General features: G+C 65.4%; 18 protein-coding genes and 1 pseudogene. 5 read left to right on the forward strand and 14 right to left on the reverse strand.

Features of this window, described 5'->3' with window-relative positions:
• Positions 1 to 13 precede the first annotated feature (13 nt).
• The 4 genes from GZ64_RS0118160 to GZ64_RS0118175 all read right to left on the reverse strand — a co-directional run bounded on the left by GZ64_RS0118160 (position 14) and on the right by GZ64_RS0118175 (position 3,815).
• Positions 14 to 436 (reverse strand): GNAT family acetyltransferase, encoded by a 423-nt coding sequence (locus GZ64_RS0118160; RefSeq protein WP_029259454.1) that lies wholly within the window; start codon positions 434 to 436, stop codon positions 14 to 16.
• Between the two features lie 36 nt (positions 437 to 472).
• On the reverse strand, positions 473 to 1,123 hold the full coding sequence (locus GZ64_RS0118165) for a dihydrofolate reductase family protein (RefSeq protein WP_021201401.1): 651 nt from the start codon (positions 1,121 to 1,123) through the stop codon (positions 473 to 475).
• Positions 1,124 to 1,222: 99 nt separating this feature from the next.
• Positions 1,223 to 2,278 carry an LLM class flavin-dependent oxidoreductase gene (locus tag GZ64_RS0118170; RefSeq protein ID WP_021201400.1) on the reverse strand — a complete coding sequence of 352 codons (1,056 nt, stop codon included), beginning with the start codon at positions 2,276 to 2,278 and terminating at the stop codon, positions 1,223 to 1,225.
• A 28-nt stretch (positions 2,279 to 2,306) separates the two neighbouring features.
• Entirely contained in the window at positions 2,307 to 3,815 is a 1,509-nt protein-coding gene (locus GZ64_RS0118175; RefSeq protein ID WP_197020547.1) for a DUF7059 domain-containing protein, read from the reverse strand.
• 97 nt (positions 3,816 to 3,912) lie between these two features.
• Here GZ64_RS0118175 and GZ64_RS0118180 point away from each other — a divergent pair, with 97 nt between their 5' ends.
• The 4 genes from GZ64_RS0118180 to trxA all read left to right on the forward strand — a co-directional run bounded on the left by GZ64_RS0118180 (position 3,913) and on the right by trxA (position 9,256).
• The gene (locus tag GZ64_RS0118180; RefSeq protein WP_081859808.1) at positions 3,913 to 6,159 is read left to right on the forward strand and encodes a DUF6049 family protein; all 2,247 of its coding nucleotides are present in this window, start codon (positions 3,913 to 3,915) and stop codon (positions 6,157 to 6,159) included.
• The gene (gene murJ, locus GZ64_RS0118185; RefSeq protein ID WP_029268128.1) at positions 6,152 to 7,768 is read left to right on the forward strand and encodes a murein biosynthesis integral membrane protein MurJ; all 1,617 of its coding nucleotides are present in this window, start codon (positions 6,152 to 6,154) and stop codon (positions 7,766 to 7,768) included. Before GZ64_RS0118180 ends, murJ begins: the two co-directional genes overlap by 8 nt.
• Before the next feature lie 119 nt (positions 7,769 to 7,887).
• Positions 7,888 to 8,868 (forward strand): thioredoxin-disulfide reductase, encoded by a 981-nt coding sequence (trxB, locus tag GZ64_RS0118190; RefSeq protein ID WP_021201396.1) that lies wholly within the window; start codon positions 7,888 to 7,890, stop codon positions 8,866 to 8,868.
• Positions 8,869 to 8,932: 64 nt separating this feature from the next.
• The gene (gene trxA / locus GZ64_RS0118195) at positions 8,933 to 9,256 is read left to right on the forward strand and encodes a thioredoxin (RefSeq protein ID WP_021201395.1); all 324 of its coding nucleotides are present in this window, start codon (positions 8,933 to 8,935) and stop codon (positions 9,254 to 9,256) included.
• A gap of 166 nt (positions 9,257 to 9,422) precedes the next feature.
• Here trxA and GZ64_RS0118200 read toward each other — a convergent pair whose 3' ends face one another.
• From GZ64_RS0118200 to rpmH, 10 genes and pseudogenes are all read right to left on the reverse strand, one after another.
• Complete coding sequence (locus GZ64_RS0118200; RefSeq protein WP_021201393.1) at positions 9,423 to 9,758, reverse strand: hypothetical protein; 336 nt, start codon at positions 9,756 to 9,758, stop codon at positions 9,423 to 9,425.
• Between the two features lie 9 nt (positions 9,759 to 9,767).
• On the reverse strand, positions 9,768 to 11,216 hold the full coding sequence (locus GZ64_RS0118205; protein ID WP_231479931.1) for a sugar porter family MFS transporter: 1,449 nt from the start codon (positions 11,214 to 11,216) through the stop codon (positions 9,768 to 9,770).
• A gap of 60 nt (positions 11,217 to 11,276) precedes the next feature.
• Positions 11,277 to 12,248, reverse strand: a complete 972-nt coding sequence (locus GZ64_RS0118210) for a ParB/RepB/Spo0J family partition protein (RefSeq protein ID WP_029268130.1) — start codon at positions 12,246 to 12,248, stop codon at positions 11,277 to 11,279.
• Positions 12,248 to 13,174: a ParA family protein gene (locus GZ64_RS0118215; protein ID WP_029268132.1), complete on the reverse strand. Its 927-nt coding sequence runs from the start codon at positions 13,172 to 13,174 to the stop codon at positions 12,248 to 12,250. The genes GZ64_RS0118210 and GZ64_RS0118215 overlap by 1 nt, the downstream gene beginning before the upstream one ends.
• A 1,877-nt stretch (positions 13,175 to 15,051) precedes the next feature.
• Positions 15,052 to 15,743, reverse strand: a pseudogene (rsmG, locus tag GZ64_RS0118220) (16S rRNA (guanine(527)-N(7))-methyltransferase RsmG).
• Positions 15,709 to 16,200 (reverse strand): Jag family protein, encoded by a 492-nt coding sequence (locus tag GZ64_RS0118225; RefSeq protein WP_021201388.1) that lies wholly within the window; start codon positions 16,198 to 16,200, stop codon positions 15,709 to 15,711. Before GZ64_RS0118225 ends, rsmG begins: the two are co-directional and overlap by 35 nt.
• The gene (gene yidC / locus GZ64_RS0118230) at positions 16,197 to 17,267 is read right to left on the reverse strand and encodes a membrane protein insertase YidC (RefSeq protein WP_021201387.1); all 1,071 of its coding nucleotides are present in this window, start codon (positions 17,265 to 17,267) and stop codon (positions 16,197 to 16,199) included. Before yidC ends, GZ64_RS0118225 begins: the two co-directional genes overlap by 4 nt.
• A gap of 3 nt (positions 17,268 to 17,270) precedes the next feature.
• On the reverse strand, positions 17,271 to 17,621 hold the full coding sequence (gene yidD, locus GZ64_RS0118235; protein ID WP_029268134.1) for a membrane protein insertion efficiency factor YidD: 351 nt from the start codon (positions 17,619 to 17,621) through the stop codon (positions 17,271 to 17,273).
• Positions 17,618 to 17,974 carry a ribonuclease P protein component gene (rnpA, locus tag GZ64_RS0118240; protein WP_021201385.1) on the reverse strand — a complete coding sequence of 119 codons (357 nt, stop codon included), beginning with the start codon at positions 17,972 to 17,974 and terminating at the stop codon, positions 17,618 to 17,620. Before rnpA ends, yidD begins: the two co-directional genes overlap by 4 nt.
• Before the next feature lie 6 nt (positions 17,975 to 17,980).
• A complete protein-coding gene (rpmH, locus tag GZ64_RS0118245; protein WP_013584598.1) occupies positions 17,981 to 18,118 on the reverse strand; it encodes a 50S ribosomal protein L34 in 138 nt (45 codons plus the stop codon).
• A 439-nt stretch (positions 18,119 to 18,557) separates the two neighbouring features.
• Between rpmH and dnaA the strand changes: the two genes are divergently transcribed.
• Positions 18,558 to 19,826 carry a chromosomal replication initiator protein DnaA gene (gene dnaA / locus GZ64_RS0118250; RefSeq protein WP_372446043.1) on the forward strand — a complete coding sequence of 423 codons (1,269 nt, stop codon included), beginning with the start codon at positions 18,558 to 18,560 and terminating at the stop codon, positions 19,824 to 19,826.
• Positions 19,827 to 20,230 lie beyond the last annotated feature (404 nt).

The following is a 20,230-nucleotide window of genomic DNA, read 5'->3' on the forward strand; positions in this document are numbered from 1 at the left end:
AACCTCCTCCCGACTACACGTCGGCGATGAGCCTCTTGCCCAGGTCGACCGTGTCGTCGATCTCGTAGCCGAGGCGTCGGTAGAACTCGACGACCTGGGCGTTCCCCGTCCGCACCTGCAGGTTCACCTTGGGGCAGCCCAGATCGCGCAGACCGGCCTCGACGTGGGCGACGAGTGCCCTGCCCACCCCGAGCCCTCGTGCATCGAGATTCGTGGCGAGATAGTTCATCCACCCGCGATGTCCGTCGTAGCCGGCCATGACCGAACCGAGGATCCGCCCTGTCTCGTCCTCCGCCACCACGAAGAGATGCGGCTGCACTGTCGCCTTGCGGGCGATGTCCTGAAGCGGGTCGTTCCACGGTCTCGTGAGACCTGCGGTCTCCCACAGGGCCACGACGGCATCGGTGTCTTCGGGCTGGAACGGTCGGATGCGCACCGGTCCAGCTTTCCAGATCGACCCCGCCTGCCCGGGTCAGCCCTCGCGGGAGAACGTGATGTGCGTGACACCGGACTCGGCGACCTCCGAGGTCACGCGGTAGCCCGACTCGAACCCGCGCAGGTCGTCCCACAGGCGGATCCCGCTGCCGATTAGGATCGGCGTGATCCCCACATGCAGGTCGTCGACGAGTCCGGCGCGAAGGTACTCGCGCACGGTCGTCGCCCCGCCTCCGACGCGCACGTCGCGTCCATCCGCAGCGGCGACCGCCTTCCGGAGCGCCTCCTCGGGCTCGGCAGACAGGAAGTGGAAGCTCGTGCCGTTGGCGAACTCGATCGACGGACGCGGGGTGTGCGTGAGCACGAACACCGGAGCCTGGAACGGCGGCTCCTCTCCCCACCATCCGCGCCAGTCGGGGTCGTCCGGGTTCGCGTGGAGCCCGAACATCCCGGCCCCCATGATCTCGGCGCCGATGTTCTCGAAGTAGTGCGAGGCGTACTTCTCGTCCACGCCGGTGGTGCCCGCCCCGCTGGTGTCATGGAAGACGCGTTCGTGGAAAGTGCGGGTTGCCGTATATGCCGCCGTCAACCGCCCCCAGTCCTCGCCGAACGGGTTCTCGGGAGTCTGATCCGTCGTCGTGGCGAAGCCGTCGAGCGAGATGTTGAGATCGACGCGAACACGGGTCATGACTGCCTCCGGACCTGCACGGGGTGACGACGCGTCCATCGACGCGCCGTCACCCAGCGTCAGCGTTCAGCGACGCCTTGTCAAGGACGAGGGTAGTGTTCAGACGGCGTCGCCCTGAACGGGCCCTTCCGTGTTCGGCTTCCATCCGAGTGCAGGTGCCACATGCTTCGCGAACGACTCCAACACGTGCAGGTTGTACTCCGGCCCGAGCTGGTTCGGGATCGTCAGCATCAGGGTGTCAGCGGCCATCACCGCCTCGTCCTGCTTCAGCTGTTCGATCAGCACGTCGGGCTCCGCCGCATAGGTCTTGCCGAACGTGGAACGGAAGCCGTCGATGATGCCGATCTGGTCGGCGTTCTCCTCGCTGCGAAGGCCGAAGTAGGCCCGGTCCATATCGGACACCAGCGGGAACACGCTGCGACTGACCGAGACGCGCGGTGTGCCGGTGTGACCGGCCTCCTTGTACGCCGAGCGGAAGAGGTCGATCTGCTCACGCTGCAACTCGTGGAACGGCTGCCCTGTGGCCTCGGTGACGAGCGTCGAGCTCATCATGTTCAGGCCCTTGCGACCCGTCTCGATCGCGGTGGGACGCGAACCCGATCCCCACCAGACGTGATCGCGAAGCGTCGGCGACTGCGGCTCGATCGCGAGGTAGCGTCCGGCGCCCACCATGCGGGGATCACCGGGGGCGATTCCCTCGCCGTCGATCGCGCGCAGGAACAGGTCGAACTTCTCCCGGGCGATGACGCTCCCGCGCTCGGTGTCCTCCTCATCGACGTAGCCGAAGGTCTCATAGCCGCGCAGAGCCGTCTCGGGTGAACCGCGGCTCACCCCGAGCGCGATGCGTCCGTCGGAGATCAGATCCAGCGCAGCCGCTTCTTCCGCGAACTGGAACGGGTTCTCGTAGCGCATGTCGATCACCCCGGTGCCGACCTCGATGCGCTTCGTGCGCGCGGCCATGGCCGTCAACAGGGGCATCGGCGAAGCCGCCTGACGCGCCCAGTGGTGCACACGAACGTATGCGCCGTTCACACCGATCTCGTCTGCGCCCTCGGCGATCGCGATGGTCTGCTTCAGCATGTCCCCCGCGGTGCGGGTCGCTGAGCCGGGCACATCCGCATAGTGCCCGAAGGAGAGGAATCCGAAAGCCTTCATGATCTATTCCAACGCATGGAAACGCCGTCTATTCCCCCGGTACCAGGATGCCGTCGAGCACGAGTGACCGGATGCGGGGCTCGATCTCGGCCCACAGATCCGGGAGCGGAACCTCGAAGAGGTCGGCCAGCGCCGAGACGATCTGCACCACGGTGAGCTCGCCGTCGCACGCGCCCACGAACCCGGCGAGCGCGGGATCCACGTTCACCGTCCGGGCGAAGCCGCCGCCCTGTCGCAGCTCGATGACGCTCGGGTCGTCGTTGCCCGGAAGCAGGTGCCGGGCCTCGGTGACATCGGGTGCCGTCACCAGCGTTGCAGGAAGCCCGTCGGCGAGGGCGTCGTGCGCGGCCAGCCCGGTACCGAGAGCGGCGCCGACGTTGGAGACCGGCTGGGCGATGCGCTCCGTACGGCGAAGCGGAGGCGTCGAGCCTCGCCGCATCAGTACGTACCCGAATCCGACCGACGTCACGCCTCGCGCGGCGAAGTCGTCGAGCCAGGCGGTCAGCAGCGGGGTGAATGCAGGGTCGCGGGGTGTGGTGCCGCCGTCACGGATCCACAACTCCGCGTAGCCGAGCGGCGACAGCTCCTCGCGTTCGATCACCCAGAGGTCGATGTCGCTCGGCACCCACGCGTCGAGACGTGCGAGGCCCGTGATCCCGGCCCGCGACTCCCAATTGCCGAGCAGCTGGGCGATGCCGTGCTGCGTCAGATACGCGGGTGCGCTCCGCACGAACTGCTCGACGAGCGCGTCTCCCACCAGTCCGCCGTCGCGGTATTCGTACGCCGGGACGCCGTCCATCCGGGGGGTGATGACGAACGGCGGGTTGGAGACGATCAGGTCGAAGGCCTCGCCCGCGACGGGCTCGAACATGCTGCCGTGTCGGAACTCGATGTTGGCCACGCCGTTGAGGCGGGCGTTGAGTTCCGCGAAGGCCAGGGCGCGCTCCGAGATGTCGGTCGCGATCACGGTGCCGGCCCGACGGGCGACGAGGAGCGCCTGGATCCCGCACCCGGTCCCCAGATCGAGCGCGCGATCGACCTGGATGGGAACGATCGTCTCGGCGAGAGTGCGCGACGCCCCGCCGACCCCGAGCACGTGGTCGAGAGGAAGAGGGCCGTCGAGCGCGACCTCATCGAGGTCGCTGGCGATCCACCACTCCCCGACGCCGTCGGCGTCTACGAACGACTGTGGACGCAGCAGGACGGTCGGGGTCACGGTATCGGCATCGGCTGTCGCGAGTGCGAGCGCCACGAGCCCGTCCACGCCGAGCTGCGGCAATGCGGTGGCGACCGCCACCCGCGGCTGCGGCATGCCGAGCACCAGGAGGCGTCCCAGGGTCGCCAGCACGCCCCCGTCACCGGCGATCGCGCGCAGGATAGGCTCTCTCATCCCGCGGGCGAGGGCATCGTCGGCCTCCTCGCCCCACAGTCGGCGAAGGGGCGCGGAACGCAGGTCGGCGGCGTCGAGATCAGAAGCGAGTGCGGCGACGAGAAGCGGGTCGGTGTGGGGTGCGGGGGTGTCGGACACGGCCGTCACTCTACGCGTCTTCAGGGTTCTCCTTCCCCAGGCCTCCTAGAATCAGGGGGTCAGTACTCACGATCAGCCCTTTTCCGGGCGTTCGAGGAAGACCTTCATGACCGCGATCACCCCCGAGCACGGCTTCCGTGCGCGCCTGCGAAGGCTCGCAGGCGGGACCGCTGTACTCGCGATCGCTTTGGGCGCCTACACGGTCGCCCTCCCGAGCACCGCCATCGCCGCCGGCGGATCCTCCTCAGACGACGAGCAGAGCATCGGGTTCCACGTCTCCGCGGGTCTGCGGGGGCTCGTCGCCCCCGGTTCCGCGACCACCGCGATGGTTACGCTGCAGAACGACACGGATTCGAAGCTCTCCGGCGGTCAGGTACAGGTGGAGCTCAGCAAGACTCCCCTGACGGATGAGGCTTCGGTCACGAGCTGGCTCGACGAGGGTGAGGCTCCTGGCGACTTCGCGACGATCGGTTCCGAGACGACGGCGCCACTCGAGGCCGACACGTCGGCCACGGCGACGGTCTTCGTGCCCGCCGACACCCTCTCCGATCTCACCCCTGGTGTGTACCCGCTGCGCGCAGAGCTCACCGGCGCGAAGACGGCGAGCGCCACCGACGATCGCGCGACAGCCGTCGCGGCCACCGCCACGAGCGTGCTGGTCGTGGCGGACTCCCAGACGACGCAGGTCGGTGTCCTGGTCCCGGTCACCGCGACGCCGGAGGGTGGGGCGCTGCTCAGTTCCGACGAACTCGCCGCGCTCACCGCGCCGGACGGTGCTCTCACCGCTCAGCTCGACGGTGTCGCGGGAACCACCGCGGTGCTCGCGATCGACCCGTCGATCCTCACGGCCATCCGCGTGCTCGGCTCCTCAGCGCCGCGGTCGGCCCAGGACTGGCTCACCCGTCTCGAAGCTCTGCCCAACGCACGGTTCGCGCTGCAGTTCGGTGATGCGGATGCCACCGCTCAGGCACAGGCGGGGCTGCCCGCACTCCTGCAGCCGACGACTCTGGCTCCGTTCCTCGATCCCGCGAACTTCCCGCAGGCACCTGCCAGCGTCTCCCCGACGGACGGACCGAGCGCGACGCCGGGCCCGTCCCCCAGCCCGACCAACACGCCGCAGCTTCCTGACGACCAGGAGCTCACGGCCGTCGAGGGTGCCCTTCCTCGAATCCTGTGGCCGGACGACGACCTCGGACCCGACGACCTCTCCTCGTTCACGCGCTACCTCGGCGAGGGCACGACCACGGTCGTCTCCTCGGCAGCGCTCGGCGGACAGAGTGCGGCGCACGCCACGCTCGGCGGAAACGACCTCCTGGTCACAGACACGGGCCTGTCCGAGTCCTTGTCCGAGGTCGCGGCCGAAGCGGACCCGCTCGATCGCCAGCGCCTCCTCGCCGAGGCCGCTGCTCTGCTCCTGCTCGCCGAGGATCGCGTCGCCGGTGCCCCCCTGCTCGTCGGACTCGACCGCGACGAGAACCGCGACGCCGACGCGTTGCGCGACGCGATCTCGGCCGCCGATTCGATCGGATTCGAGCTGTCCGCGCTCCGCGCGACACCGCCGGTTCCGGCCGCCCTCACCTCCCAGGCCGATCCCGCTCGCGCCACCGCGGTCAACGAGCTCCTCGCCGATGAGGGCACTCTCACCGCCTTCTCCTCGATCCTCACCGACCCCCAGGTGCTGCTGAGCCCCGAGCGCATCAGGATCCTCCGCACGCTGGCCGTCGGATCGTCGGCGAAGTCCTTCGCCGACGGTGTCGAGAAGCACCGGAAGCGCACCACGGAGACGCTCGCGGCCGTGAGCATCCCGCCGTCCAGCACCATCCAGCTGCTCACCGCCAACGCCGACCTGCCGATCGCCGTGCGCAACGACCTTCCGTGGCCGGTGACGGTGCAGCTGTTCGTCTCACCGACCGACCCGCGCCTCGAAGTCACCCCGATGACCGAGACCGTCGTCGAGGCGAACTCGACGAAGCGCGTCAAGGTCCCGGTATCGGCACGCGTCGGCAGCGGTGAGGTCGACCTGCGGCTCAGCCTCTACAGCCCCACCGGCGTGCAGATCCAGGGTCAGCAGGAGATCCGAGTCGCCGTTCGCGCCGAGTGGGAGACCATCGGTCTGGTCATCTTCGGAGGTCTCGCCGTCCTCCTGATCACCCTCGGTGTGATCCGGACGGTCCGCCGCAAGCGCCACGAGGCTGCTGAAGAGGCCGAGGCGGAGGCCGAGCTCGAGAAACTCGACGAGGTGGCCGCGGAGGCGGAGGTGGCCGCGGAACACGAGGTGGTCGTGGAAGCCGAATCCGATGCTCCTGCACCGACGACCGGAGACAAGACCGTCGACGGGAGACAGATTGAGTAGTCTCGGCCGCGCGAGCGCCATCATCGGCGCCGGCACCCTCGTCTCTCGACTGACCGGCCTGCTCCGCAGCATCGTGCTCGTCGGCGTCCTCGGCTCGGTCGCATCCCAAGCAGCAGACGCGTTCACCTATGCGAACCAGTTGCCGAACAGCGTCTTCTCCCTCATCTCGGTCGGAATCCTCACCGCCGTCATCGTTCCGCAGATCGTGAAGGCGACAGCGGATGCCGACGGCGGCAACGCGTTCATCTCGAAGCTCTTCACCCTCGGTACCGTGGTGCTCGTGGTGGTGACGGGGATCGCGACCGCCGCGGCGCCCTGGCTCGTCCACCTGGTCGCCGGCAAGGCGAACGAGGCCACTCTCGCGCTCGCGACGGCACTCGCGTACTGGTGTCTCCCCCAGATCCTCCTCTACGGCCTCTACGCGATGCTCGGCGAGGCTCTCAACGCGCGGAAGATCTTCGGTCCGTTCACCTGGGCGCCCGTCGTCAACAACATCGTGTCGATCGCCGGTTTCCTCGCCCTCGGTGCCCTGTTCGGGCCGGTGTCCACGAAGGCCGCCGACTGGACGCCGCAGATGATCACGCTGCTGGGTGGCACGGCGACTCTCGGCATCGCACTCCAGGCCGTCGTCCTGCTTCTCTTCTGGCGCCGCACGGGGCTCGCATTGAAACCCGACTTCCGCTGGCGGGGTGTCGGACTCGGGAATGTCGGACGGCTGGCGGGCTGGACCTTCCTCATGGCGTTCGCGAGTCTCTCGGCCGGAGTCCTCCAGGGCTACATCGTCAGCGAGGTCGCCGGTTTCGGTGCTTCCGCCACCGTGACGGCGAATGCCTGGCTCATCTTCATGCTCCCGTACTCGGTGATCGTGCTCTCGATCGGCACTCCCTACTTCACCCAGATCAGCGGTCACGCCGCCGCCGGCCGCGACGATGAAGTCCGTGCCGACATCGCGCAGAGCATCCGCACACTGCTCTTCTTCATCGTCGCGGCAACAGCAGCCGTCGCGGCCGCAGCCATCCCTGCTTCTCGGGTGTTCACCGCCTCCGCCGACGACGCCCAGGCAGCCGCCCTGGTGCTGCTCGCCTATCTCGTCGGGCTCATCCCGCTCACGGTCCTGTTCATCGTGCAGCGCACGTTCTACGCGTACGACGACACGCGCACCCCGTTCTGGTTCACGATCTTCCAGTGCGTGCTCATCGTGGTGACGGCGCTCATCGCGCTGGGCATGCGCGAAGCGGGAATCATCCCCCTCACGTCCCTCGCCGCGGCGGTCGCGCTCGGTCAGTCCATCGCGAGCGTCCTGCAGACGATCGTCGCCACGTGGCTGCTGCATCGCAAGATCGGCGGCCTGCAGATCCGTTCCTGGATGTCCGCCATCGTTCGCTTCGCGATCGCCGGCGTCCCCGCGGGTCTCGCTGGCTGGGGAGCGTTCGCCCTGCTGGGAGGAACCGCAGGCTGGACGATGGATGACAAGATCCAGGGCGCCCTCGGCACTGCGATCATCGGGCTCGTCGTGGTGATCGTCTACATCGCGATTCTCGCTCTCCTGCGTGCCCCTGAGCTCAAGGCCGGCAGCGCCCTCATCCGTCGCTTCCTGCCCGGTCGCTGATCCCACCCCAAAGGCTTCTCCCAGCGCAGCGGCGCAGACTGTGCGGGGAATGCCTCGCGGTTACCATGGGTTGAAGCATTCGAAGGTCATTCGACTGCAGTTTCTAAGACGGAGAGCACATGCGTCAGGTCATCATCATCGGCTCCGGCCCCGCCGGATTCACGGCTGCCATCTACGCGGCCAGGGCGAACCTCAAGCCGCTGCTCATCGCGAGCTCCGTCGAGGTCGGCGGCGAGCTGATGAACACCACCGAGGTCGAGAACTACCCGGGCTTCCCCGAAGGCATCCAGGGCCCCGAACTCATGGCCAAGTTCCAGGAGCAGGCGGAGAAGTTCGGCACCGAGGTCGTCTACGACGACGTCACCGAGCTGCAGCTCGACGGTCCCGTCAAGAAGGTCATCCTCGGCAGCGGTGCGGAGCACGAGACGCAGTCCCTGATCTACGCGACCGGTTCCGCCTACCGCAAGCTCGGCATCGAAGGTGAAGAGCGCCTCTCGGGCTACGGCGTCTCCTGGTGTGCCACGTGCGACGGGTTCTTCTTCCGCGAGAAGACGATCGCGGTCGTCGGAGGCGGCGATTCCGCGATGGAAGAGGCCACGTTCCTCACCCGTTTCGCCGACAAGGTCTACGTCATCCACCGCAAGGACACCCTGCGAGCGTCGAAGATCATGCAGGAGCGCGCCTTCGCGAACGAGAAGATCGAGTTCGTCTGGAACAGTGAGGTCGCCGAAGTGCTCGGTGGTGACTCCGTGACCGGCGTGCAGCTGCGCTCGACCGTTGACGGCACCCTCAGCGACCTCCCGCTCGACGGACTCTTCATCGCCATCGGCAACGACCCGCGCACGCACCTCGTGCACGACAAGCTCGAGCTGACGTCGGAGGGCACCATCTGGGTCGACGGCCGTTCGTCGAAGACCTCGGTTCCCGGAGTCTTCGCTGCCGGCGACGTCATCGACCCCACCTATCGTCAGGCCATCACGGCTGCCGGCACGGGGACGGTCGCCGCTCTCGACGCGGAGCACTTCCTCGCAGACTTCGAAGACGCCTCCGTCGAGGTCCCGGCGGCCGAGGCCGCTGAGATCCTCACCGCCTCGGCATAGCCCGGGAACACTTTCCCCTCGTCGGCTGTTGTAGCAGGCGAACCTCGAATCAAGGAGAACTCTGATGAGTGCAAAGGCTACGAGCCAGGCGACCTGGGAGCAGGACGTTCTGCAGGCCGACGGTCCGGTGCTGGTGGACTTCTGGGCTGAGTGGTGCGGTCCGTGTCGTATGGTCGCGCCGGTTCTGGACGAGATCCAGGCCGACAACCCCGACAAGATCACCATCCTCAAGCTCAACGTCGACGAGAACCCCGAGCTGGCGATGAAGTATCAGATCACGTCGATCCCGGCGATGAAGGTCTTCCACGGTGGTGAGGTCAAGACGACCATCATCGGCGCCAAGCCCAAGTTCGCGCTCGAGAAGGACCTTGCCGCATTCATCGGCTGATCCTCTGACAAGAAGGGGCCGTACCTCCCGGGGAGGTACGGCCCTTCGTCGTCTCCGCGTCGCGTCGCGGAGACGACGCCGTCCTTCTCAGTGCTTGTCGTGCATCGCGACGTCCTCGAAGACCGCTGCCCAGCTCGGATCGTGGGGAACGAGAACCACGCCCACCTCAGGAGGCGTCGGCGACGGTCGGATCCCAGCGGCGGTGCCGCTGCTTCTCGTCCAGCAGGCCCCAGACGGCCGATGTCAGCTCCGGGTACTCCAGGGCGATCTGCCGGAGCACGCGATAGTGTCGGGCCGCATTGGGACGCACGCCGTCGTTCGCATTGATGTTGTCCGCGCGCAGCAGGTAGACGACGAGCTCATCGACGCTGGGGAGCTCTTCCATGAACTCCCAGGGGTCCTCTCCCCCGAGAAGGCGCTCCTGGATGAGGACCGCGAGTTCGTCCGCCGCTTCGGCACGCAGCACTTCCAGGCTGGCGCGACGCTGTACGGACTCGGTCATACTTCCAGCCTACGTCGGCTGCGGGCCCCTCCGGCGCTCCACCTTCATGTTCTCGGTCATGTCTTCGAGCTCCCTGCCCTTGGTCTCCGGCACCTTGAAGAACACGAAGAAGAACGACAGGAGCGCGAAGAACGCGTAGAACCCGTAGGCGAACGTGAGGCCGATCTCAGCGAACGCCGGGAACGTCGTGGAGATGAAGAAGTTGGCGACCCACTGCGCTGCAGCCGCGACGGCGAGAGCACCGGCTCTGATCGAGTTCGGGAAGATCTCGCCCAGCAGGACCCACACCAACGGACCCCAGCTCGCGCCGAAGAACACGACGAAACCGTTCGCGCAGATCAGGGCGATGGTGGCCCACGGGTCGGGAAGCGTCGCCGTCCCCTGCGCGTCCAGCGTGCCGAACGAGAATGCCACCGCCATGAGGCCCAGCGTCACGGTCATCCCGACGGACCCCACCAGCAGCATGATCCGGCGACCGATCTTGTCCACCAGCAGAATCGCCACGATCGTGACGACGATGTTCGTGACCGAGGTGATGACGGAGGTGAGCAGAGCGCTGGATTCGTCGAAGCCCACCGACTGCCAGAGGGTCGTCGAGTAGTAGAAGATCACGTTGATGCCGACGAACTGCTGGAACACCGACAGCAGGATGCCGATCCAGACGATCGGCTTCAGGCCGAGACGGTTGCCGCGCAGGTCACGCAGCGACTCCGAGCGCTCCGTGTCGATGGTTCCGGTGATCTCGTCGATCTTCCCCTGCACATCGACGGTCCCGGTGACGGTCTCGAGAACGTCGGCAGCTCTCTTCAGCTCACCCTTGCGCACCAGATATCGCGGAGATTCCGGCAGCCGTAGCGACATGAGCCCGTAGACCAGGGCAGGGATCGCGGCCACCATGAACATCCAGCGCCACGCGGTGAGACCCCACAGCGGCTGGTCCGCGGCACCGGCGATACCGGCGAGCAGTGCGTCGGAGAGCAGTGCCGCGAAGATACCGGTGACGATGGCGAGCTGCTGCAGGGAGCCGAGGCGCCCGCGGATGGCAGCCGGCGATACCTCGGCGATGTAGGCCGGTGCGATCACCGAGGCCGCACCGACGCCGAGGCCCCCGATGACTCGCCAGATGATGAGATCGACGACGCTGAAGGCGAGACCGGAACCGATGGCGGAGATGAAGAACATCGCGGCGGCGACGACCATGACCGGGATGCGGCCGTATTTGTTGGAGACCGGACCCGCGAACCAGGCACCGACGGCGCAGCCGATGAGGGCCGAAGACACGGCGAAGCCCTTCAGGGCAGTCCCGAGATCGAACCCCGAGACGTCGCCCGCCAGCGCGTCGACGGCACCGTTGATCACGGCGGTGTCGAATCCGAAGAGGAAACCACCCAACGCGGCCGCGATACTGACGGCGATCACACGGCGCTTGATGGCTGCTGGACCGGCTGTTCTCGACATGACATCCCCCTCGTCGTCACGATGACGCGAGTCTAGGCTAGCGCTGCTCCTGTCGGGAGATCACTTCGACGAGCCGTAGCCGCCCTCTCCCAGTTCTTCGAGAATGCGGTTGAGATCCTGGATCGAAGCGAAGTCGATCGTGACCTGGCCTTTTCGTGCACCTAGAGCGATCTTCACCCGGGTGTTCAACCGGTCACCGAGCTTGCCGGCGACCTCATCGAGGTACGCACGTCGCGCACCAGGAGTCGGCTTCACGGTCTTGCCGGCGCTGGGCTGCGACTTGGCCGCTTCCTCCGTGGCGCGCACCGAGAGGTCTTCGTTCACGACCTTGTCCGCGAGGCGCTGCATGGACTCGGGATTGTCGAGGCTGAGGATCGCGCGTGCGTGGCCCGCGGTCAGGACTCCCGCCGCCACCCGCTGCTGCACCGGCACCGGCAGTTTCAGCAGACGGATCGTGTTGCTGATCTGCGGACGAGAGCGTCCGATACGAGTGGCCAGCTCTTCCTGGGTGATACCAAAGTCTTCGAGCAGCTGCTGATAGGCCGAGGCCTCTTCCAGCGGGTTCAGCTCGGAGCGGTGAAGGTTCTCGAGCAGCGCGTCCCGCAGGAGGTCTTCGTCGGCGGTGTCGCGGACGATCGCGGGGATGACGTCGAGACCTGCCTCGCGAGCGGCACGAGTGCGCCGCTCGCCCATGATGAGCTCGTACTGTCCCTCGGTGTTCTTGCGAACCACGACGGGCTGCAGCACACCGAACTCACGCACGCTGTGCACCAGTTCTGCCAGATCTTCGGGGTTGAAGTGTGTTCGAGGCTGGCGGGGGTTGGCGACGATCGTGTTCGGGTCGACCTGGATCAGGTGGATGCCGGGGACGATCTCGAGATCGGGTGCGTCGGCCTCCACCTCCGGCGCGGTCTCCGCGTTCGCCTGTCGCAGGCTCGCACCAGGGAAGAACACGTCGACGGGACGTTCCGACTGATCAGCTGTGGGGATGAGGGCGCCGATACCCCGACCCAGCCCAGTGCGCTTCGCCATCATTTCTCCTTGCTCTGCGTCGCTGTGCGCGACGCGATTTCAACAGCGGCCTCACGGTACGCGATCGCGCCGGCGGACTGACCGTCGTATGCGATCACGGTCTGACCGAAGCTGGGGGCCTCCGATACCCGGACGGAACGCGGGATGACCGTCTCGAGTACCTGCTCCGGGAAGTGCGTACGCACCTCTTCGGCGACCTGCTGCGCCAGGCGCGTACGACCATCGAACATCGTGAGCAGGATCGTGGAGAGGTGAAGGACCGGATTCAGGTGCTTCTGGATCATCTGAATGCTCCCGAGCAGTTGACTCAATCCCTCGAGGGCGTAGTACTCGCACTGGATCGGGATGAAGACCTCGGTGGCGGCCGTGAAGGCGTTGATCGTGAGCAGCCCCAGCGAAGGGGGGCAGTCGATGATGACGAAATCCATGGGGTGGTCGGCCAGGTACGCCTCGAGCGCGCGACGCAGGCGATGCTCTCGGGCGACCTGTGCAACGAGTTCGATCTCTGCACCCGCGAGATGGATGGTGCTCGGCGCACAGAAGAGGTTCGAATCCTCGGGGCTCTCCTGCACGATGTCCGCCAGTGGGAGCTCATCGATCAGTACGTCGTAGACGCTGGGAATCTCAGCGCTGTGCGGCACACCCAAGGCCGTGGACGCATTGCCTTGGGGGTCGAGGTCGATGACCAGAACCTTCGCCCCCATTCCCGCCAGGGCGGAGGCGATGTTCACGGCGGTAGTGGTCTTACCCACACCGCCCTTCTGATTCGACACCGTCAGTACACGGGTGTCCCCGGTGAACTCCACGGTGGTGGCCTCGAGTGCGCGCCGACGCGCGGAGAGGTCAGCGAGTTCCCGCGCGAGCGGCGTATCCATCCCGAACGATCCGTTCGATGACGTCTTCTCGGACTGTTTCACGTGAAACATCCACTCCTTTCGGGGCCGCGTTCCACTCTAATCGCTGGGACTGACCTTCGATGACGGAGCGTACGCCGTGGGCCCTTCGAGGGTACGTTGCGGGCGGAAAGGGATCCGAGATCTCAGGAGGTCTGAGGGCCCCTTTTGGCGGTCGAGGCCGTTGTTTCACGTGAAACGGGGGCGTTCGCGAGGCGCGTGCACCCTGGGAGCCGCTTCCTCCCCGGCAGAACGACGGCGGGGCATAGCCTGGGTATGTCAGTTTTGGGGCGCCATGGACTTTCGTGCCGAGCCGCGTCTCCTGAAATGTGCTCCCTAGCCCGTGCACCCCAACCGAAGCGCACTCCCTGAACTACATTCCCTTGACCGCACCCCCTAGCCGCATCCCCTGGCCGCACTACCTGAGCCGCACTCTCCTAGCCGCGCTGACCGAGCTACGCGCCTGAACCGAAGGTTTACAAGGCCGTGCGCAGAGCGGCGTTCTTCCTCACATCAACTCGTCCGTACTGCGCTCACGGAGAAAGCCGCTTGCGCCGGAGCGCGGGACTCACGCACACCGCGCGAGCCCCGCTGCTGCCGATCAGCCTCGTAAGGACCTACCTCGAGATGACCGCCCGCGGCGCAACCACGGTACCTCGAGCCGTTTCACGTGAAACATGAGTGAAGAAGGGCTGCACGGACGAGATCGGACACCAATACCAGCGCAGTGATTCCTGGAGGAAGTGCATCCACATGTGACCATGCGCTGGGAGGACAACCACGCGAATCCCCGCGCCCCGGAGTGCGAAGCGGCGACCAGATCGCGCTCCGCCGCGAAGGCCACTCTCCACAGGTAGTCCCAGTCTTGCGGCGAGTTGCAGATCTACAGGGAGTCCCCCTTCACAAGAGAGACCGCAATCCGCAACACCGGCGATCGGTGCCCAAAAGGTCAGGCACACATAGGCGAAACGCAGAGAGATGAGGCGCACATGGAAGACGTCGACCCTTGGGGGGATACGTCTCGCAAGCAAAAGACAGTGGCCACCTCCCTCCCCCACCCCACTATCCGCGCCTCTCCAGATCAATGTCGCTCGTGCGGTTCTCCACGGCAGAACCGTTTTCACGCGCGATAGCCGACGAACGGGCGGGAACGTTTCACGTGAAACACCCTTCCAAAGCCATCGAGAACCGTGAGCGTGGCAGATGGGCATCCACGAAGGTGGGGTCGACATAGTGCTCGCTCCGTCAAGGGGGACTCGGTGGAGCTTGAGCCGTCGATCTCGCGCCTGTACGCAAAGTCAGCGTTTCACGTGAAACCAGGCAGCAAGCGTGATCGGCATCACCGGGTCCGCGCCGGCAGCAAGCCTGCGCACCACATTCCTTGGTGCGCATCTGCCACTCCCACGCCCACACCCACAAGCCATCACGCTGGCCGCCCGCGACAACTCCACCGACGACAATCCGAGATGGCTATTCCCCACAACGTCGTCATTGCGCCCATTCGAGCACCCAGAGACACAGGACCATTACGAGAGGCTGCGCCACGAGATACGTCTATCCACCGTGTTTCACGTGAAACATCTCCTCTAGTCTGCGCGACGAAGAGGTGGGCCGCGTAATCGACGGCACTTCAGCGATCTCCGCGTCGAGCGGCGCCCAAGCCCCGCTTTCCCCCAGACAGACATAGCGAGGACGGAGCACCGGCATGCTTGGCCCGCTCCCACCAGGATCTTCCGTCGGGAGCCCAACCGCATCCCCGGGTCGTCTGGCCTCTACAGAAGACAGGCGCCCGACAATTCATCACGTCCAAAGCCGACATCACTCCGGCGCGAGGCAAACTGGCCCCGACAGCACTACACAGATAGGCGGGGTGTTTNAAACACCCCGCCTATCTGTGGAACTGGACGGCCCTAGCGAACGCGCGCGCGAACCACCCGGGTGGTCTCGGGGAGGATACCCTCCCCCAAGACCTCGACCCTCACATCCGTCAGACGGAACTTCTTGATCTGCTTCTGGGCCGCCTCGATCTCATTCGGTGCGTTCATTCCCTTGAGGAGAGCGAGTTCGCCGCCATCTCGAACCAGCGGAGCAGTCAACGGAACCAGGGTGCGCAGTGCGCTGACGGCGCGAGCAGTCACGACATCAAAGCCTTCCGCAGGACGTACATCCTCCGCACGCGATCGAAGAACGGTCACGTTCGAGAGCTCCAGTCCATCGACCTGCTCGTTGAGCCAGGTGACGCGTCGCTCCATCGGTTCAACAAGAGTCCATTGCACGTCCGGGCGGGCTATCGCGAGCACCAGGCCAGGAAGTCCGGCACCAGAGCCGATATCAGCGACGGAACCGTGAAAGAGGGGAGCAGCGATCACGCTGTTGAGGATGTGACGCGTCCATAGCCGTGGGAGCTCGAGTGGACCGATGAGGCCCCGCTCTTCCCCCTCGCGAGCGAGAGCTGAGGTGAACGAACGTGCCACATCGATGCGGTCTCCGAAGAGATCGGAAGCGACCGAGGGTTCCTGCTCCAGCTCACTCATACCTGCCCCCGAAACGATGTTTCACGTGAAACATCAACGACGGCGAAGAACCGTGTGGCGGTCGGCACCCTCACCGTAGGACTCGGAGACCAGACCCCGTTCGGCAGCGATGTCGTGCACCAGCTTGCGCTCGTAACTCGACATCGAAGGCAGAGACGCCTGGGATGAGCCCTCGTCGAGCTTCGCGGCGGCGGCATCGACCAACGTCTCCAACTGACGGCGACGGGTGTCGCGGGAGCCGGCGATGTCGAGGATCAGTCGAGAGAACGACCCGGTCTTGCTCTGCACCGCGAGACGCGTCAGTTCCTGCAGCGCCTGCACCGTATCCGGGGCGGAGAGCAACGCCAATGCATCTCCCTCGGCCTCGACCGAGACATAAGCGCGGCCCTGACGAACGTCGAGGTTCAAGTCGCCATCGATGTCCGCGATGTCGAGAAGTTCCTCGAGATAGTCCGCGGCGACGTCGCCTTCGTTCTCGAGCTGAGCCACGGTGGGCTCGGTGCTGTCGGTCATGGTCTCGCTCATGAACCGCTCCCCTTCTTCTTCGCGCGCTTCTTGCCGACCGGCTGCTGACGCTTCGGTGCTTCCGCCTTGGCCTTCTCGGCCTCTTCGAGCAGACGCTGCTGCTCCGCCTCATAAGCGGCCATCGGGACGACCTTGCCCGAGGAATCGATGGCCTTGCCCTTGCGGGCGAGACGCTCCTCGCGAGCTTTGGCGGCTTCTGAACCGGGTGTCGGCATCTCGCGGATGACGAGGAACTGCTGGCCCATGGTCCAGAGGTTCGAGATGAACCAGTACACGACGACGCCCAGCGGGAAGAAGACACCGGAGAAGATGAAGCCCAGCGGCAGCACGTAGAGCATGATCTTCTGCATCTGGTACGCCTGGCCGGTCTTGGCCTCGGGCGACAGGTTCTTCGAGATGATCTGCAGCTGTGTGAAGAACTGCGAAGCGATCATGAGGACGACGAGCGTGACCAGGATGACGATCGCCGTGGTGTTCTTCGCATCGATCGCATTGCCGAGGTTCTCGTGCAGCGAGGCGACGCCGAACAGCTTGGCGTCGTAGAACTCCTTCGTCAGCTCCGGGCTCAGGAGCCCGACGCCACCACCACCTGCCTTCGCATGCTTGCTCACATCGCTCAGCACGCTGTACAGCGAGAAGAAGATCGGCATCTGCACCAGCAGAGGCAGGCAGCTCGACATCGGTGTCGTGCCGTGCTTCTTGTACAGCGCCATGGTCTCGCGGCTCATGGCCTCGCGAGAGAGCTGATCCTTCTTGCCGCGGTACTTCTCCTGAACTTTTCGCAGTTCAGGAGCAATTTCCATCATCTTTCGCTGACTCTTGATCTGCTTCACGAAAAGCGGGATCAGAGCGGCACGGACCACGACGACGAGTCCGACGATCGACAGCACCCAGGTGATGCCGGATGCCGCAGGAAGCCCGACGGCGGTGAACAGCCAGTGCCAGGCGACGAGGATGAGCTCGACGACCCACTTGAGCGGCCACAGGATGGTGCCGATCAGATCGAACCCACCTGCCGCGGGTTCGGGGCTGGGAGTCGCACTGGCGAGCAGAAGGTCAAGACCCACCGATCAGTCCTTTCGGGAAGGGACGACGAAACCGTGTGCAGTCAGGTCGTAACGGAAGTGGTCGTGCGGACGGACATCATCGACGCCGCCGGTAGTCCAGGGGTTGCAGCGGAGGATGCGCCATGCCGAGAGCGCCGCTCCCTTCACTGCACCGTGCTGCTGCACCGCACCTACAGCGTAGGCGGAACAGCTGGGATAGTACGCACAGACATCTCCGTACATCGGGGAGATGACCTTGCGATACGCGGTGAGGAATCCCAGCACGAGATTGCGCGGGATCACCGGGATGCTGCGGATCAGGTCCCGCGCGTGCAACTGCGCGGTCCCGACAGACGAGGCTGGAAGCGCGGTCATGCCGACACCGCGGCAGGAGCCGGCGTCAGTCTGCCCAAGCAGCGTTCGACATCGGCTCGAAGCTCCGCGAAGGAGGCCGTGGCAGACGCAGGGAGGGCACGGATGACGACATCCGTGCCCTCGGGAACACCCGGGAGCGCCTCCGCGCACACGGCTTTGAGCCGACGACGCACGGTGTTGCGCACCACAGCGGTGCCTACCTGCTTGCTGATGATGAATCCGAACCTTGCGGCTCTGCTCTCGCCCGTCGTCAGCATCGAGGTGATGACGCGCGCCCCGCCACAACGGGAACCGCGACGAACGACCAGACGATAGTCGCTCCCGCGGGTCAGCCGATACGGGCGGGCGAGCACAGCGGACTACGCAGAGAGCTCGGTGCGGCCCTTCGCGCGGCGTGCAGCGAGGATGCCGCGGCCTGCACGCGTACGCATGCGGGCACGGAAGCCGTGCTTCTTGGCGCGACGACGGTTGTTGGGCTGGAAGGTGCGCTTGCTCATGGAATCACTCCGGGAATGCTGCCACCGGGTTCACTTCGACCGGAGACATGGGGTACTGCCAAAAATGGCATAAGTCAACCAAGTAAGGGTACGTCTTACCGGCGCGCAGAGCAAATCTGCGCGCTCCTCTGGTGGTCTTCCGGTACGAACCGCACAGCCATTATCCACAACCCCGGGTCGGCCGGCAGCTGCAACACGCACGCGTGTTTTCAAGGGCAGGTTGCCGTTCACAGCCGGGATGACTACCGTGGCATCCTAAGTTATCCACAGGGGACACGGCACGTCGACCCCGCCTCGATCACTCGTCCGGAGCGTCATGTCATCACCTGCCCAGCCCGACGTCCCCATCTGGACCACGGTGCAGGAGCTTCTGGTCGACGACGATCGGGTCACACCTCAGCTGCAGGGCTTCCTCAGTCTCGCCGTCCCGGCAGGGGTGATGTCAGCGACGCTGTATCTGGAAGTGCCGAACGACCTCACCGCGGCGCAGATCAACAAGCGCCTGCGCCTGCCGATCATGGAGGCCCTCTCGCACATCGGCGAAGAGGTCACGTCCTACCGCGTCGTCGTCAACCACGAGCTGGCAGAGCAGCAGACGGCGCCGATCGCGGTCGGCGACTTCGGGCGCCACGAGCAGGTGCGTGTCGAATCCCCCATGGAACAGCCGACCCAGCTGCGCCACGAATCGCGGCTGAATCCGAAGTACACCTTCGACAACTTCGTGATCGGACAGTCCAACCGCTTCGCGCACGCCGCGGCCGTCGCGGTCGCCGAAGCGCCGGCCAAGGCCTACAACCCCCTCTTCATCTACGGAGACTCCGGTCTCGGGAAGACCCACCTCCTTCACGCCATCGGCGACTACGCGCAATCCCTCTACGCAGGGGTCAAGGTCCGCTACGTCTCGAGCGAGGAGTTCACGAACGACTTCATCAACTCGATCGCGAACAACCGCGGCGCCGCGTTCCAGGCGCGCTACCGCGACGTCGACATCCTCCTGATCGACGACATCCAGTTCCTGCAGGGACGCGCCGAGACGCAGGAAGCCTTCTTCCACACCTTCAACACACTGCACGATCACAACAAGCAGGTCGTGATCACCAGTGACGTGGCCCCGAAGCACCTGACCGGGTTCGAAGACCGGATGCGCAGCCGCTTCGAGTGGGGTCTGATCACCGACGTGCAGGCGCCCGACCTCGAGACGCGTATCGCGATCCTCCGGAAGAAGGCGCAGAGCGAGGCCCTCCATATTCCCGACGAGGTACTCGAGTACATCGCGACCGTGGTGTCATCGAACATCCGCGAACTGGAGGGCGCACTCATCCGGGTGTCGGCCTTCGCGAGCCTGAACCGCTCCGCTCTCGACATCTCCCTGGCGCAGACCGTGCTCCGCGACATCATCGACACGGCTGAGGACAACATCATCTCGCCGACCGACATCATCACGGCGACTGCACAGTACTTCAAGCTCACGGTCGACGACCTCTACGGCTCCAGCCGGTCGCAGCAGATCGCGACCGCCCGCCAGATCGCGATGTACCTGTGTCGCGAGCGGACCAGTCTCTCCCTGCCGAAGATCGGACAGCTGTTCGGCAACCGCGACCACACCACGGTCATGTACGCGTACAAGAAGATCAGCGAGCTCATGAAGGAGCGCCGCTCCATCTACAACCAGGTCACCGAGATCACCACGCAGCTCGGACGACGCTGACACGCCGCGTCTCCGAGAAAAGGGGAGGACAGCACCTGAACCGGTGCCGTCCTCCCTTTTTTGTGAGCCCGACAGGGATTCTGATCGTCGGATAGATGCCTCTATGCACATGTGGATAACTTGTGGATGACCGTGGATTCCATCGGGACGAATGTGGGCTGATCACCCAAACCTGTGGATAACTCGGGGAGGGCCATCACCGACCGGAAAGCCCGGAACCCGCGGATTCCTCAGGGTTTCCACAACTGACAACTGTGTAGTTCCCTACTCGCCACTGCTATCCACCGAGTTATCCACAGTATCCACAGCTGTTAACACCGTTAAGGAGTTAAGTCATTCAAGGCGCGATCCGATCACCAGACGGTGGGGACAACCGGTCGACCGAATGACAGGAACCTCGGCGT

Origin of the sequence: Microbacterium sp. Cr-K32 (genome assembly GCF_000708345.1) — a bacterium.
Lineage (GTDB): Bacteria > Actinomycetota > Actinomycetes > Actinomycetales > Microbacteriaceae > Microbacterium > Microbacterium maritypicum_A.

Coding starts and splice junctions, on each gene's coding strand:
- GZ64_RS0118165 (WP_021201401.1), bottom strand. CDS start 1,123: ATGACCCGTGTTCGCGTCGATCTCAACATCTCGCTCGACGGCTTCGCC.
- GZ64_RS0118170 (WP_021201400.1), bottom strand. CDS start 2,278: ATGAAGGCTTTCGGATTCCTCTCCTTCGGGCACTATGCGGATGTGCCC.
- GZ64_RS0118180 (WP_081859808.1), top strand. CDS start 3,913: ATGACCGCGATCACCCCCGAGCACGGCTTCCGTGCGCGCCTGCGAAGG.
- trxB (WP_021201396.1), top strand. CDS start 7,888: ATGCGTCAGGTCATCATCATCGGCTCCGGCCCCGCCGGATTCACGGCT.
- trxA (WP_021201395.1), top strand. CDS start 8,933: ATGAGTGCAAAGGCTACGAGCCAGGCGACCTGGGAGCAGGACGTTCTG.
- GZ64_RS0118200 (WP_021201393.1), bottom strand. CDS start 9,758: ATGACCGAGTCCGTACAGCGTCGCGCCAGCCTGGAAGTGCTGCGTGCC.
- GZ64_RS0118205 (WP_231479931.1), bottom strand. CDS start 11,216: ATGTCGAGAACAGCCGGTCCAGCAGCCATCAAGCGCCGTGTGATCGCC.
- GZ64_RS0118210 (WP_029268130.1), bottom strand. CDS start 12,248: ATGGCGAAGCGCACTGGGCTGGGTCGGGGTATCGGCGCCCTCATCCCC.
- GZ64_RS0118215 (WP_029268132.1), bottom strand. CDS start 13,174: ATGTTTCACGTGAAACAGTCCGAGAAGACGTCATCGAACGGATCGTTC.
- GZ64_RS0118225 (WP_021201388.1), bottom strand. CDS start 16,200: ATGAGCGAGACCATGACCGACAGCACCGAGCCCACCGTGGCTCAGCTC.
- yidD (WP_029268134.1), bottom strand. CDS start 17,621: ATGACCGCGCTTCCAGCCTCGTCTGTCGGGACCGCGCAGTTGCACGCG.
- rpmH (WP_013584598.1), bottom strand. CDS start 18,118: ATGAGCAAGCGCACCTTCCAGCCCAACAACCGTCGTCGCGCCAAGAAG.
- dnaA (WP_372446043.1), top strand. CDS start 18,558: ATGTCAGCGACGCTGTATCTGGAAGTGCCGAACGACCTCACCGCGGCG.